Here is a 13425-nt window from a genome sequence, read left to right on the forward strand (position 1 = left end):
GGCTGTAAAACGCTATCTACTCGCTAAGCGCCTCCGCGACGTGATCCCAGCCGAGCGCTCTAGCATAATCAAGCGCGGTTTTGCCGTGGATATTTTTAGCGTTTTTATCCGCACCCTTAGCGAGCAAAAGCTCAACTCTCGTCAGATTGCCCGCGATCGCCTCGTGGTGCAGCATCGTGTAGCTCTCATCGTCCGTGCGCGTGATCTCGTCCGGATACCCGCGCAAAAACTCCTCGAAATTTTTCTTCGTATTGACGCTCATCGGGTGCTCGGTTAAATTTTGCGGATGTTCCTGCTGTTCATACGCCACCAGCACGACGTCAGGATCGCCGAAATTTAACCCCCACGCCTCGTCGTGCTCGGCGCGCTCGCTCTGGCTCATAGCTTTGCGCATCGCCTGCACGCTAAAGCCGCCGTAGGTCTTGCCCTCTATCGCAAACATCCAGTCGCTGATCTACTCTAGCGGCACCGCGACTTCGTCGCCGTTTTTGACGTTGCTTAGCACGTTCGGGTCGTTTACGAGCACGCCGCAAACGCGCTCGCCGTCAAAATACACGTCGTTTACCCACATATGCTCGACCTCGGTGCTGCCGTTTAGCTCTTGCGAAAAGGCGACCTTGACGCAGGCAAAGCTAAGCGCGGGGACGATGCGGAGACGCTCCCAGTACAGCTCGCGCCAGAAGTAGCGAAAGCTCTTTCGCGTCTGCTCGAATGCTTTTAGCATTGCCTCATCTTCGCCGTCGGCATAAAACACGGGCTCGCTCTCTTTTGCGTCTTTTGCTGCGGCGTTTCCGCCTTGCGCGCCCTTGCTATCGTCATTTTTCGAGCCAACGTCATCGCCGCCGAATAGTTTTTTAAACAGTCCCATTTGCTCCCCTTAAATTTAGTTGAGATTCGTATTGTATTTTAAATTTACTTTCATTTGCCTGATTAAAATAGCGGGCAAAATTTCACCGCGCGAGCCGTATAGCGGAGCGCAGAAGAGCAGGGCGGTCTTACGGCTTGAGCTCCGCGCCCGTGCAAAAATTAGCTATAATTGCGTTTAAATTTAATTAAAGGAGAGATTATGGGGCTATTCGGTTTGGGCAAAAAAGCTGAAAAAGCGCAAATCCCAAGTACGTTTGCCGGCAGGGTGGATAAATTTTGGGCGGAATTTAGCGGCGTGATAGATGAGATCAAGGCCGATCTGGCGGCGGAAGAGTTTGAAAAGGCGATGCAAAAGACTGACGAGAAGCTTCGTATCTGCCTTGCCGAACCCTATTTTATGACGGGGCTCGCGGGCGATAAGCTCGATCTAGTGCTAACTCCAGAGGGTATGAGGCACCGATTATTTTGGCTAAGCTTTATCAAAAACGCTATGCCTAAGCAGCTCGAGGGCAGAATGCGCTGCACGCTCGGAAAGCCGCGTGCGCCGCGAGGTATCGGCGGACTTGAGATGTACGACACGCGCGTAAGCGCCGAGGAGTCGATGATCTACGCGCAGTTTAACGAAAGCGACGTGGATATTAAAATTTACAACGAAAACCTAGCGGCTCTGCTCGCGCAGGACGAGGGCAAAGCGGGCAATCTAAGTTTCATCCTACTTGATAACATCATCGGCGAGACGACGGTCATTAACACTTTGGGCATGCTTGAAGTGCTTGATAAGCCGCAGGAAAACGGCGTGCCGCTAAGCGAATTTGCCGATCTGGTCGATGAGAAATTCGGCGAAAAAGCCGCGCGCGAACCGCTAAAGAATTTTTTCAGCTATGAGATACAGCCGCGCGGTAGCGAGGTGCGCGAGGACGTGATCGTGGGCACCACCTGCCTAACGGCCATCGTAAATCAGTACCTAAACGGCGAGCGCGACATCTACAACGAAGCCTTCGAGCTCGGTATCAAATTTTGCTTTCTTAGCATTGATAACGGCGGCGACGTGCAGGCGGGCTTTGATCTGCGAAACAAGATCGAGGACGAGGAGCTAGAAAGCTGCAGCTCATTTCTAGAGATAATCGGCGGCGCAACCGGACAGAGACACGCATACATCGATCTTATCTGCTATGACGAGGAGAAATTGAAAGAAAAGGTAAGCGAGCTTTGCAAAAAATATGGCGCGAATATACAAATCCACGACTTTAAGCGGTAGCGACTTTGGTTTTTACCGCTACTAAAATTTGCGACTTAAGCGGTAGGCCTCTGTTTTTGCGGCAGATAAATTTAAAATTTTGCGCCATCGCAGAAAATAAATTTTAAAACTCTACGCCGCCGCGTAAAATAAATTTAAAATTTGCCGCGCCGCACGCTTTTCGTTCGGTTTTGTCGTTCCGCTGATACGCGCTAAATTTGATCAAATTGCAAGCTTGCGGTGCAAATTATAGTGGCGCGATTTAGGATTTTGTTTATGCACGTGATTCGCTTGCAATGTAGATCAGCGTGGGCGTTTTTTATAAAATATACACACCGCTTGCAAATTTCACGCGCTGTGCCTGTTCGCATACATAGCTCGCTACGTAGAATTTTTATCGGCCACAATAATCCTCAGCGCGAGATTTGTTAAGATTTAAGCACCAACGCATAATTTGATAAAATTTTAGAAGCGGACACGCAATAAATTCCAAGAAAAAAACCAAGCACGAAAGAATTCTAATGAAATTTTGCAAAATGCTCTTTGGTAGAATTTATAAAAATTATAAAGATTTGACTCGGACAAATTTTAAAATTCTATAAAAAGCGGGTTTTATAAAAATCTTGCCAAGCCATGAAATTTCAAGAAAATTCCACAGAATTCCGATAAGTTTTTTGAAATTTTACTATAGCAGAATCCGATCCATCGCGCGCATTAGATTTAGCATTTGAGCGTGTTCGAAAACGTCGTGCGTGCGGATGATCGCGGCGCCGTTTAAAGCGGCGATTTGGTGCAGATACAGCGAGCCTGCGAGCCTATCCGCGACCGCAGAGGGGCTGTAAAAATCGATAACGCTCTTTCTGCTCGCGCCCACGAGCAGCGGGCAGCCGAAGTGCAAGAAATGCTGCAAATTTTTAATCAGCACCAAATTTTGCTCGGCGGTCTTGCCAAAGCCGATGCCCACGTCAAGGATGATCTTTTTAAGTCCCTCGCTTCGCAGCCGCTGCAAATTTTGCGCAAAAAATTCATCTATCTCGCCCATCAGATCGTCATATTTTGGTGCAAGCTGCATATTTTGCGGCTTTCCCTGCATGTGCATCAGCACGTAAGCGGCGTTGTAGCGAAGTGCAAGCGGTGCGAGAGCGAGGTTTGCGCTGATGTCGTTAATGATACTAAAGCCCCGATCTAGCGCAAATTCCAAACAATACTCATCGAAGCTATCGAGGCTAAATTTAGCCCTTTCGTGTAGACGCAGGCGGTAAATTTCGCTCAGCACGTCCTTTATACGCGCAAACTCCTCATCCCTGCCGCAGTACCGGCTGCCTGGGCGCGAGCTCACGCCACCGATGTCGATGATAGCGGCGCCTTGCTCAATCATCTTTTCGATCTTATTGGTCGCCTCTTTTAGGTTTGCCGCGCGGCTTGCGGGATTGAAGCTATCGGAGTTGATATTGACGACGCCCATTATTTCGCAGCTTTGCGGCTTAGCAAATTTCTCGCTTAGAAATTTCGCGACCTCTTTTAACCCAAAATCCTGCAGCACTTCCTTCTGCGCTAAAACCTCAATCTGGCGATCGTTTGCGATTAAAACCGCATCCGTATCGTCGCGCCCCAGGATCACCCCTTCGTTACATGCAAGCTCGGCGCCGATACTAAGGGCGTCTTGTTTTAAAATATTCGCCGCTGGCGCTCGCAGATCTTTTAGATAGAAAAAGTTTAGCCGCGATTTTTTCTGCATTATCGCCCGCCCCGCATTTCGCACGCCGATACGCTCGCAAATCAGCGCGAAATCGGCATCGTTTGAAATTTTATAAATTTTCATCTTTTCTCCTCGATCATCAACAGTAACGGAGTAAGCACGGCGTGAGCTTTGGCGTTATGCTCGGCAAGGTAACTCAAGCGGTCAATCCGCTGCAGCTCATCGCCGCTTAGCCTAACGCCCGCTTCGAAGCACTCTAGCGCGATCTCGCCGATGAGCGCTTTTAGCGCCGTTTTGTCCAGCTCGCTCTTGCGCTCCAGCGCGATCTGCGCGTCGATAAACTCAACCGCTTCCTTTAGGCTGAGCCTGGCTAAATTTAGCCCAGTGCGGTATCTGGGCTTTCGCACGCAGAGATTTTGCACCACGAGGCGCGATCGGATGGTAGGCAGCAGGGCGTTGATGAAAGGGGTGATCAGGAAAAACACCGTGTTTTTAGGCGGCTCCTCTAAAATTTTAAGCAGAGCGTTTTGCGCCTCCTCGCCGAATTTCGTAGCGGCGATGACGATGATCTTATCCTCGCGCTCGGCGACGTAGGCTTCGTCTATGATCTTTCGCGCCTCGTCGATCTTAAGCTCGGTGCTTTCAAAAAACCTTAAATTTTTGCGCGGAATTTCGGCTAAAATTTTATCTTTAAAGCCCTCATAATCGCTCGTTAAAACGATCTGATTTATGATTTTCAAAGCACCACTTCGTCAAAAAGCACGGCGTCGATGCTTTTGTCTAAAATTTTAAAAAGTTGGATCAGTTTTAGATCCAGGCTCGGATCGCTCTCGCTCATATAAAAGCTGTTTTGCAGCCTCTCGTCGATGAGCCACAGATAGCTATCTTCGTGGCTTTTGGCGATTTTGGCCAGCGGATGGTTGCCGTTGCCGATGTAAAAATATATAAAGCCGTTGGCAAACGCGAGGCTTAGCATATCGTTTAGCAGCAGCGCGTCCTCCAGGCTATTTACTCCGCCGCGGTAGAGCGAGCGCAGAGAAAAAAACGGCAGTAGCGGGCGTGAGTTGGTAGAGGAGTTGATCTTTTTGATGATGTATTCGCTAAACCAGCTTCGCTCATCGTCGCAGATGACGATGAAAGCAAAGCCGTCGTGGAGGAATTTCAGCTTTGATGCTAAAAGCGGCGTCCAGTCCTCCTTGCGATCCTCAAGCCACTCAAGCCCGGGCTCGGAGCGCATCGCCGTGACGCTCCAAGTGTGCAGATCCTGCATTATTTATCCAAATCGTAGGCTTTATGCAGCGCGCGCACGGCAAGCTCGCCGTATTTGGCCTCTACGATCATCGAAATTTTAATCTCGCTCGTGGAGATCATCTGGATATTTATCCCTTCGTCCGCGAGCGTCTTAAACGCCTTGCTGGCTATGCCACTGTGGCTTTTCATACCCACTCCGACCAAAGAAACCTTTACGATATCGGCGTCCGATTCGATGATGGAATTCGGATTTGGATTTACCTCTTTCATTACCGCATAAGCAGTCTGCAGCTCGTTTTGCGGCACGGTAAAGCCCAAATTCGTCTCGCCGTTTCGTCCGATATTTTGCACGATCATATCGACGTTGATCTCCTTGCTCGCAAGCGCGGAGAAAATTTCAGCCGCGACGCCGGGGCGATCCTCTACGTTTCTAATCGTGATTCTTGCTTGATTTTTATCCAGTGCAATGCCGCTAATTACCGCATCTTCCATCTTTTCTTCTCCTGTTATGAGTGTTCCTTCATGATCGTTAAAACTGCTTCGCGTCACCAAATTTACGTTTAATTTCTTCGCAAGCTCAACGCTTCGATTTTGCAAAACCTTCGCCCCCAAGCTCGCAAGCTCAAGCATCTCGTCGTAGCTGATACGATCAAGCTTCTTAGCCTTTGGCTCGATGCGCGGATCGGTCGTATATACGCCGTCTACGTCGGTGTAAATTTCGCACAGATCGGCATTCAGCGCTCCTGCGACGGCGACTGCGCTAAGATCGCTTCCGCCTCGCCCGAGCGTAGTTACTTCGCCTGCGGTGCTGATACCTTGAAAGCCCGCGACGACGACGATTTTGCCCTGCTTTAACGCCTCTTGCATGCTTTTAGGATCGATCGAGACAATGCGAGCTTTGGTGTGAAAATTATCCGTCACGATGCCTGCGCCTCGCCCGCTAAACGCGATCGCAGCATAGCCCTTGGCATTTAGCGCGATAGCTAAAAGTGCGCTCGTGACGCGCTCGCCCGAGCTTAGCAGCACATCCATCTCTCTGCCTACGGGAGTTTTAGTAAAAAATTCCGCCTGCTCGATGAGCTGATTGGTAACGCCGCTCATCGCAGAGACGATTACCGCGACATCGTGTCCTTCGTTTTTAGTCTTTATCACGCGCTGCGCAACCGCCTCGATCCGCTCTAGCGTGCCGACGCTCGTACCGCCGTATTTTTGAACGATCAGCATTAAATGTAACCCTCCTCCTTAAAATATTTTAAAACCGTCGCGTAAATCGGCTTTTTGAAGTGATTTACGTGCCTTAAAACCTCATTCGCGCCTACGAATTTAAATGCGTCGAACTCCGGAAGTTTAGTATTGATGTTTATATCGGCTAAGCTTCGCAATCTCACCAAAAAATACCTTTGAATTTGCCCGTCGTATGGGCGCATCTTTTGAGCTACCCCATCGGGAAAGTCGTAGCTAAGCCACTTCGGGCACTCAGCGATGATATCGACTTTGCTTGTTCCGATCTCCTCACCGAGCTCTCTGCGGATCGCCATCTTAGGCGTCTCACCATCGTCGATACCGCCTTGAGGGAACTGCCATGCTCCTCTGACGTCGCTTCGTTGCGCGATTAAAATTTCGCAGTTAAACGGATACGATGGCGAAAGCACGATTGCAGCGACATTCGGTCTGTAATTTTTCTCTTTTTCCATCTCGTTTTTCTCGTAAAAAATTTTCAAAATCTTACCGAAAAAATATTAAAATTTGCGTTAATAGGCTCGAAATTTATCTGAATTTTCGCTTTATTTGGCTAAATTTTGCTTTTGAAATTTCACGCCCAAGGGAAGCCCTTGCACATCTATATCCACGTGCCGTTTTGCACCTCCAAATGCCCGTATTGCGCCTTTGGCTCCTTCAGCGACAAATTTAACCTCGTGCGCGAGTATTTTTCGGCACTACGGCTTGAAGTGCGCGATTTTTTGGCGAAAAATCCGCATGCGCAAATTTCAACGCTTTTTATCGGCGGAGGCACGCCAAGTGCCGTGGATGCAGGGCTTTACGATGAAATTTTTGCGCTGCTTGCGCCGCATTTTACCGCCAAAGCTGAAATCAGCTCGGAAGCTAATCCAAACTCCGCTAGCCCCGCCTGGCTTAGGACGATGCAGGGGCTCGGCGTAAATCGCATCAGCTTCGGCGCGCAAAGCTTCAACGACGCCAAGCTAAAATTCCTTGGTCGCGCGCACAGTGCGGCGCAGATTTTTCTGGCGGTGCAAAATGCCAAAGCGGCGGGCTTTGACAATATAAATTTGGATCTAATCTATGCAAGCAAATTTGACGATAAAAGGAATTTAAAATTTGAAATGGCTGAGCTTGCGCGCTGTGAAGTGCCGCATCTAAGCGCCTATGCGCTAAGCCTTGAGGAAAACACGCCCTTTTTTGGGCGCGAAAGCTTCAAAAGGGAAAGCGCGGCTCTAGCTAAATTTCTCTTTGCCCTTGCGGCGGATAGCGGCTTTAGTCAGTATGAAATTTCAAATTTTGCCGCGCGCGGACTACGCTGTAAGCACAATCTGGCTTACTGGCACGGCGAGGATTACGCGGGATTTGGGGCATTTGCGGTCGGAACTAGCGGGCAGGTGCGCCTTAGCTCGCCTAAAAATTTGCAAGACTACATTGCAGATCCGCTGCAAAAACAGCGCGAAGCCCTAAGCGCGCAGGATAAAAAGCTCGAGCGCATATTTCTTGGGCTGCGCTGCGTTTTGGGATTTGAGGCGCAAATTTTAGACGCTGCGGAGCTAAGCAACGCGCAGCTGCTCGTGCGCGAAAAAAAGCTGAAATTCGGCGAGGATAAATTTTATAATCCTAACTTTTTGCTTGCCGACGAGATCGCGCTTTTTATCACGCAAGAAAGCCGCCGCGGGCGCTAAATTTAAGATTAATGAAATTTTAGTTACAATACGCCACTTTTTACGTTAGGAAATTTTATGTTTGGTATCAGTATGCCTGAAATTACGGTCATTTTAATCATCGCGATAATCGTGCTGGGGCCCGAAAAACTCCCAAAAGTGCTGGTCGAGCTCGCGAAATACTTCAAAGTCATCAAAAAAACCATCAACGACGCAAAATCGAGCTTCGATCAGGAGCTTCGCATCGCCGAGCTCAAAGAGGACGCCAAAAAATATAAAGAGAGTATCACACAAGCAAGTGAGGGCGTGCGCAAAAAGCTCACGTTTGAGGAGCTCGACGAGATAAAAGGCGGCATAGACTCGGTCAAAGAGACGCTAAATGCGGGGCTAAAAGACGCGGAAAGCTCGCTTAAAGAAACGCTTAGCTCGGACGCCGCCAAAGACGTGCTAAACTCCGCGAAAGTCTCGGCGCAAAAACAAAGCGAGACGGCAAATTTAAAAGCAAATTCGAGCGGCGAAAATTCCGCGCAAAGCTCGGGCGCCGCGAACTCTATGCAAGGCTCCGCCGGCGGTGCAATGAATTCCGGCGCTGAAAGCAAAAGCGCGAATTCTAGTGCCGAAAATAAAAGCAAAAATTCCATGCCGAGCACGGGCAACAGTGCAGGAAATTCCGCACAAAATACGAATGCAAGCGGTGAAGCGAAAAGCGCTGCGCAAAATATGAATGTAAATTTAAACGGCGATGCGCAAAATTCTATGCAAAATTCCGCGCAAAATAACGACACGCAAAAATCATAATGAGAGAGAAATTTAATGTTTGAAGAGCTAAAACCCCATCTAGCCGAGCTTCGCAAGCGCCTAGTTATCTCCGTGCTTTCCGTCATCGTCCTTTTCATCGCGTGCTTCGGCTTTTGGGAAGATATTTTAGGCTTTATGACCCGTCCGCTGGTGCGCGTGCTTCCTAAAGGCAGTGAGATCATCTTTACCCAGCTTGGCGAAACGTTTTTTACCGCGATGAAGGTATCGTTTTTCACCTCGCTGCTTCTAGCGATGCCGATAATTTTCTGGCAGGCGTGGCTTTTCGTAGCGCCTGGGCTTTACGATAACGAGAAAAAATACGTCATCCCCTTCGTTAGCGGAGCGAGCGTTATGTTCTTTTTAGGCGCAGCGTTTTGCTATTTTTTCGTAATCCCCGTCGCGTTTAATTTCTTGGTAAATTTTGGCGCCAAGCAATTTACTGCGATGCCTACGATCGGTGAATATGTAGGCTTTTTCGCTAAGCTCGTCGTCGCATTCGGCATCAGTTTCGAGCTTCCTGTAGTAACCTTTTTCCTAGCTAAAATCGGGCTTGTGACAAACAAAAGCCTAAGCGATTTTTTCCGCTACGCAATCGTCATTATTTTCATCTTTGCAGCGGTGATGACGCCGCCGGACGTGCTTAGTCAGTTTATGCTCGCAACTCCGCTAATTGCGCTTTATCTGCTTTCAATCTTCATCGCCAAAATGATAAATCCGTATAAGCAGGAGGATGACGAAGGCGAAAATTCCACGGACGTAGCGCAGGCGTGAGATGGCGGATCTAAATTTAGTTGGCAGCTACGATTACGAGCTTCCTAGCGAGCTCATCGCAAGCGCGCCCGTGATGCCCAAACAAAACGCGCGCCTGCTAATCTACGACCGCGCCAAAGAGCAGATCACTCACGCGCACTTCGGCGATTTGGCGGATGCCCTGCCGCCTTGCGATATTATTTTTAACGACACGCGGGTGATTAAGGCGCGCCTTTTCGGTCATAAAAACAGCGGCGGCAAAATCGAGCTTCTGCTAAACTCGCCGCTTGAGGGCGATAAATTTAGCGCCTATATCCGCGGCAGCGTCAAAGCGGGTAGCGAATTAAAATTTCAAAGCGGTCTTAACGCGCGCGTTTGTGAGCTGATAGAAGGCGGGCTTCGCATCGTGCAGTTTGAGCAGGGCGGCGAAGCTTTAAACACCCATGATGTTTTTGAAATTTGCGAACGTATCGGCCATGTGCCGCTGCCACCGTATATCAAGCGCACCGATACCAAGCAGGACGAAAGCTGGTATCAAAGCATCTTCGCGCGCGAGCAAGGCGCCGTCGCCGCACCCACCGCGAGCTTGCATTTTAACGATGCGATGCTAAACGATCTGCGCAAAAACCACGAAATTTATTTTATCACGCTGCACGTGGGCGCGGGCACCTTTAAGCCCGTGGAAGTAGCGGATCTGCGCGATCATAAGATGCACGGCGAGCTCTACTCTATCCCGCCGCAGACCGCGCAAATTCTAAAAAGCGAGCGAAAAATTTTAGGCGTGGGTACGACGGTAACGAGAACGATCGAAAATTTTGCACGCAATGGGCAAAGCAGCGGAATCTGCGAGCTGTTTTTGCACCCGGGCAACCCGCCGATAAGACAGAATTTTTTGCTTACAAATTTTCACCTACCCAAATCCACGCTGATAATGCTCGTAGCGAGCTTCATCGGTCTTGAGCGCACGCTTGAGCTCTACCGCATCGCAGTGGAGCAAAGATACCGCTTCTACTCCTATGGCGATGGGATGCTTGTGCTATGAAAGCCGTGGTTTTAGGCGCGCTAGCAATATTGGCTGCGACGGCAGGCTTTGCGGCAAGAAAACTTTTTGCTAAAAAGCCCGCCGTAAGCGGCAAAATTTTCTCCGCTGCGCCTAAAGCCAAAGAAAGTAATTCCGTCGTGCCTAGACGCGAGGATATCGCGCAGATCGATATTTTAAAAATTTTAAAATTTCAAAGCGAAATTTTATTTGAGGAGTGCACAAAATACGACAGCACGCTCTATCTTAGTTTCCCACCGCAGCTACCGCGTATCTACGGCGGCGAGGTGCTAAATCTCACTAGCGCGGTCTTTGACGCGTGTGAGTTTTTCCTGCAAAATATCGCTGAGCCAATCCGCGTAAGCGTGGAATTTAGCAGTAAGGAACTTAGAGCAAATATGAGCTCTATCAAGCTCGACGTGCGAGTAGGTATCGATCGCGAGCTAAAGGATCCGCGTACCTATGCGCTTAAAAGTGCACTAGAAAGCGCTGCTAGCACGGATGATGAGTATCTTACTTCGGCGCAGACCCATTTGCGTGCACTCGGTTCGCATCCAAGTATTGGAGCCGACGGGCGAGGGACATTTATCAAAATGGATGCGGTGCTTAGCTGCTTCGCGCAGCAGAGCTTTGGCACAAAAAAATACGACTACAACGTCATCATCACGCATAAAAACCGCGCGATCTTCGAGGAGCTGCGCGATTTTTTGAGCGGGCTTGGTTGCGACGTGATGCCAAACTCCAACTGGGAAAGCGCGAAGAGACATCTAAACGACTTCATCTACGTAGCCGACGTCGTCATCCTTGACGCCGAGATCCTACGCGCCAATATAAGCGAAATAAACTACCTCAACGCGCTGGAAAAAGACGGGGTATTTTTCATATTTTTGCTCAAAAACAAACACTCGCTCAAGGTACTGGAGGGGCTAAATTTTAAATTTTTCAAGCTCGAGATGCCATATTTCTACGACGAGTTTTATGCCACGCTCGATATCATCGAAAAGATCAAAAACGATGAGAATTTCTTGGGGCTGTAGCGAACAGGCAGCGATAAATTTAAAACCGAAGATATTGAAGTGCTATATTTTGACTTAGATTGGATCAAGGGCAATATAAACGATAGCGAATATACCTTAAGGCAGCAGCGGTATGAGGCGTATTTGGAAGGGCTACATAAAAATATGCATACGCTAGAAAGAATTTTTGCGGGCATAAACTTCAACGATTCGCTATTGCTACCCAAAAAACAAATCAATGAAAAGTTGCATTTGAAATTTTACATCGGAGATTTGCAAAATGGATATTATGAACTAAAATGCGTTATGAGCTCAGATCAAAGATGCGACGCGGCGCCCGGCGAAATAATAACGAGCGAGATATTTTACGAAAATGGCAATTACCGCTTCTCTTTCATCCTTGCCTGCTTGAAGGAATATGCCGTTAACTTCTCCAGGATAGATAGCCTTAAATTTAACGCGATTTCGCAGAAAAAATACCACTTTGAGCATAAGAAATTTAAACTTTCATAGAAAACCGCGCGCCTCAGTCGTCGCGCATAAAATTTTGCCCGTAAAGATCGCACCTTAAATTTATCCCGCTTGCAAGCCGCAAACAACGTAAATTCCGTCGCGCCTTGCAGCTAAATTTATTAAATTTAACATAGTCCGCGCACAAGCAAGTTTATTTCGTCCGTTTACCTCAAAAACGCTCAAGCTCCATTTTTAAAATTTACGCCCCAGACAAGCTTAAGAGACTTTGACAAGCAGCCCAATCTATTTTGAGGCGCCCGATAAGACGTATATAAAGCGAGTAAATTTAAGAATTTAGTGCGAGGCTCGGCTCGCGATTTAAATTTTATCTTTCGCTCTCTTTTTTAGCCTTGACCGCCTCATAAAGCTCGTCGATCGAGGTCGCGGACGAGCCAGAGTATTTCTGCGCCGCTCGCATAGTCTTTTTGCCCCACTTACCGTCGATTGCCACGTCGTAGCCACCGAACATCAGACTGCGTTGGATATAATAGACTTTATCTTGCTGCGTCATATTTTGTTGCTTCTGCACTTCGCGCTCAGCATCTTTTGCCTGCTCACTTTTATGAACAAGCATCAGCCGTAAAGTATGCTAGCACTAAAGCTCCAGCAATCGGAACGACAAGGGTAACAAATCTATTATTTACGTTAGAAGTCAAGCCTTCTAAAAATGCCTTTGCAACGCAAAACACTATAAAAGCAGGAATGGAAGCTATAACGGCATTAAAACCACCCAAAATGGCTATGACGCCAAAAACGATAACCGCAGCTGCAAGCCCATCAAAAGCACCGCTACCGGCAAGGAAGCCTAGGAAAAAATTCATAATCTATCTTTTAAAATTTAAGTAATGTAATTCTCCAAAATTTAAATTTAATCGGAGAATTACAAAATTTCTCCGCCAGTGAACGGCGGAATATAGACTATTTAACGTGCTTCATAGTCCTATGAAATCGCGGACTGTGATCTCGCGCCATAAAAAAAGAACTAATTACGCCTATAACTCCTACAGCTATAACAATGTAAAATACGGTATCACTATTCTTAGTAAGAGCTCCCGCAAACCAAAGCCAAACTATAGAAATGAGAAGCGTCTTTATCCAAGGTCTGCTATAAGAGATCTCCGCCTGGCACCCACTGCATACGATTGCTCCGTATTTGATGTCGTCTTTGCCACAAAATGGGCACATTAAATGATCCGGATGTTCATTCTCTGCCATAATTTCTCCTTTGAAAAAATATAGGTGGAATTATATATAAGAGCGGGCTTAAATTTTAAAATTTAGAGTTTAAAATAGGGGGAATTTTAGCGGCTTTGTACCGCTAAAATTTAAAGATTTTCGAATGGATTTACGACCACGTCTTTGCGATCGAC

14 protein-coding genes and 2 pseudogenes are annotated in these 13425 nt (G+C 48.0%); 7 read left to right on the top strand and 9 right to left on the bottom strand.

Annotation, left to right across the window (positions count from 1 at the left end):
• Positions 1 to 16 precede the first annotated feature (16 nt).
• Positions 17 to 262 carry an ankyrin repeat domain-containing protein gene (locus Q0369_RS10450; protein WP_298099624.1) on the bottom strand — a complete coding sequence of 82 codons (246 nt, stop codon included), beginning with the start codon at positions 260 to 262 and terminating at the stop codon, positions 17 to 19.
• A gap of 81 nt (positions 263 to 343) precedes the next feature.
• A pseudogene (locus tag Q0369_RS10455) lies at positions 344 to 868 on the bottom strand (YegJ family protein); the annotation flags it as partial.
• Between the two features lie 198 nt (positions 869 to 1066).
• Here Q0369_RS10455 and Q0369_RS10460 point away from each other — a divergent pair.
• Positions 1067 to 2125, top strand: a complete 1059-nt coding sequence (locus Q0369_RS10460) for a hypothetical protein (RefSeq protein WP_298099588.1) — start codon at positions 1067 to 1069, stop codon at positions 2123 to 2125.
• Positions 2126 to 2789: 664 nt separating this feature from the next.
• Here the strand turns inward: Q0369_RS10460 and folP are convergent.
• The 5 genes from folP to Q0369_RS10485 are packed head-to-tail and all read right to left on the bottom strand — an operon-like array spanning position 2790 to position 6748.
• A complete protein-coding gene (gene folP, locus Q0369_RS10465; protein ID WP_298099591.1) occupies positions 2790 to 3926 on the bottom strand; it encodes a dihydropteroate synthase in 1137 nt (378 codons plus the stop codon).
• Positions 3923 to 4543 carry a DNA polymerase III subunit delta' gene (locus Q0369_RS10470; protein WP_298099596.1) on the bottom strand — a complete coding sequence of 207 codons (621 nt, stop codon included), beginning with the start codon at positions 4541 to 4543 and terminating at the stop codon, positions 3923 to 3925. The genes folP and Q0369_RS10470 overlap by 4 nt, the downstream gene beginning before the upstream one ends.
• On the bottom strand, positions 4540 to 5073 hold the full coding sequence (locus Q0369_RS10475; protein ID WP_005873254.1) for a HobA family DNA replication regulator: 534 nt from the start codon (positions 5071 to 5073) through the stop codon (positions 4540 to 4542). Before Q0369_RS10475 ends, Q0369_RS10470 begins: the two co-directional genes overlap by 4 nt.
• Positions 5073 to 6278 (bottom strand): aspartate kinase, encoded by a 1206-nt coding sequence (locus tag Q0369_RS10480; protein WP_295151394.1) that lies wholly within the window; start codon positions 6276 to 6278, stop codon positions 5073 to 5075. Before Q0369_RS10480 ends, Q0369_RS10475 begins: the two co-directional genes overlap by 1 nt.
• Positions 6278 to 6748 carry an RNA pyrophosphohydrolase gene (locus Q0369_RS10485; RefSeq protein ID WP_298099627.1) on the bottom strand — a complete coding sequence of 157 codons (471 nt, stop codon included), beginning with the start codon at positions 6746 to 6748 and terminating at the stop codon, positions 6278 to 6280. Before Q0369_RS10485 ends, Q0369_RS10480 begins: the two co-directional genes overlap by 1 nt.
• Positions 6749 to 6886: 138 nt before the next feature.
• Between Q0369_RS10485 and hemW the strand changes: the two genes are divergently transcribed.
• The 6 genes and pseudogenes from hemW to Q0369_RS10515 all read left to right on the top strand — a co-directional run bounded on the left by hemW (position 6887) and on the right by Q0369_RS10515 (position 12055).
• Positions 6887 to 7960 carry a radical SAM family heme chaperone HemW gene (gene hemW / locus Q0369_RS10490; RefSeq protein WP_298099599.1) on the top strand — a complete coding sequence of 358 codons (1074 nt, stop codon included), beginning with the start codon at positions 6887 to 6889 and terminating at the stop codon, positions 7958 to 7960.
• Positions 7961 to 8017: 57 nt separating this feature from the next.
• Positions 8018 to 8287: pseudogene (gene tatB, locus Q0369_RS10495) on the top strand (Sec-independent protein translocase protein TatB); the annotation flags it as partial.
• Between the two features lie 465 nt (positions 8288 to 8752).
• Complete coding sequence (tatC, locus tag Q0369_RS10500) at positions 8753 to 9508, top strand: twin-arginine translocase subunit TatC (RefSeq protein WP_298099601.1); 756 nt, start codon at positions 8753 to 8755, stop codon at positions 9506 to 9508.
• A 1-nt stretch (position 9509) separates the two neighbouring features.
• Complete coding sequence (gene queA / locus Q0369_RS10505; protein WP_298099604.1) at positions 9510 to 10529, top strand: tRNA preQ1(34) S-adenosylmethionine ribosyltransferase-isomerase QueA; 1020 nt, start codon at positions 9510 to 9512, stop codon at positions 10527 to 10529.
• Positions 10526 to 11563 (top strand): hypothetical protein, encoded by a 1038-nt coding sequence (locus Q0369_RS10510; protein ID WP_298099607.1) that lies wholly within the window; start codon positions 10526 to 10528, stop codon positions 11561 to 11563. Before queA ends, Q0369_RS10510 begins: the two co-directional genes overlap by 4 nt.
• A gap of 39 nt (positions 11564 to 11602) precedes the next feature.
• Positions 11603 to 12055, top strand: a complete 453-nt coding sequence (locus tag Q0369_RS10515; protein ID WP_298099610.1) for a hypothetical protein — start codon at positions 11603 to 11605, stop codon at positions 12053 to 12055.
• 325 nt (positions 12056 to 12380) lie between these two features.
• Here the strand turns inward: Q0369_RS10515 and Q0369_RS10520 are convergent, their stop codons facing one another.
• Positions 12381 to 12629 carry a hypothetical protein gene (locus Q0369_RS10520; protein WP_298099613.1) on the bottom strand — a complete coding sequence of 83 codons (249 nt, stop codon included), beginning with the start codon at positions 12627 to 12629 and terminating at the stop codon, positions 12381 to 12383.
• Positions 12616 to 12876, bottom strand: a complete 261-nt coding sequence (locus Q0369_RS10525) for a hypothetical protein (RefSeq protein ID WP_298099616.1) — start codon at positions 12874 to 12876, stop codon at positions 12616 to 12618. The genes Q0369_RS10520 and Q0369_RS10525 overlap by 14 nt, the downstream gene beginning before the upstream one ends.
• Between the last annotated feature and the right edge of the window lie 549 nt (positions 12877 to 13425).

The sequence above is a fragment of the uncultured Campylobacter sp. genome (assembly GCF_938030685.1).
GTDB lineage: Bacteria > Campylobacterota > Campylobacteria > Campylobacterales > Campylobacteraceae > Campylobacter_B.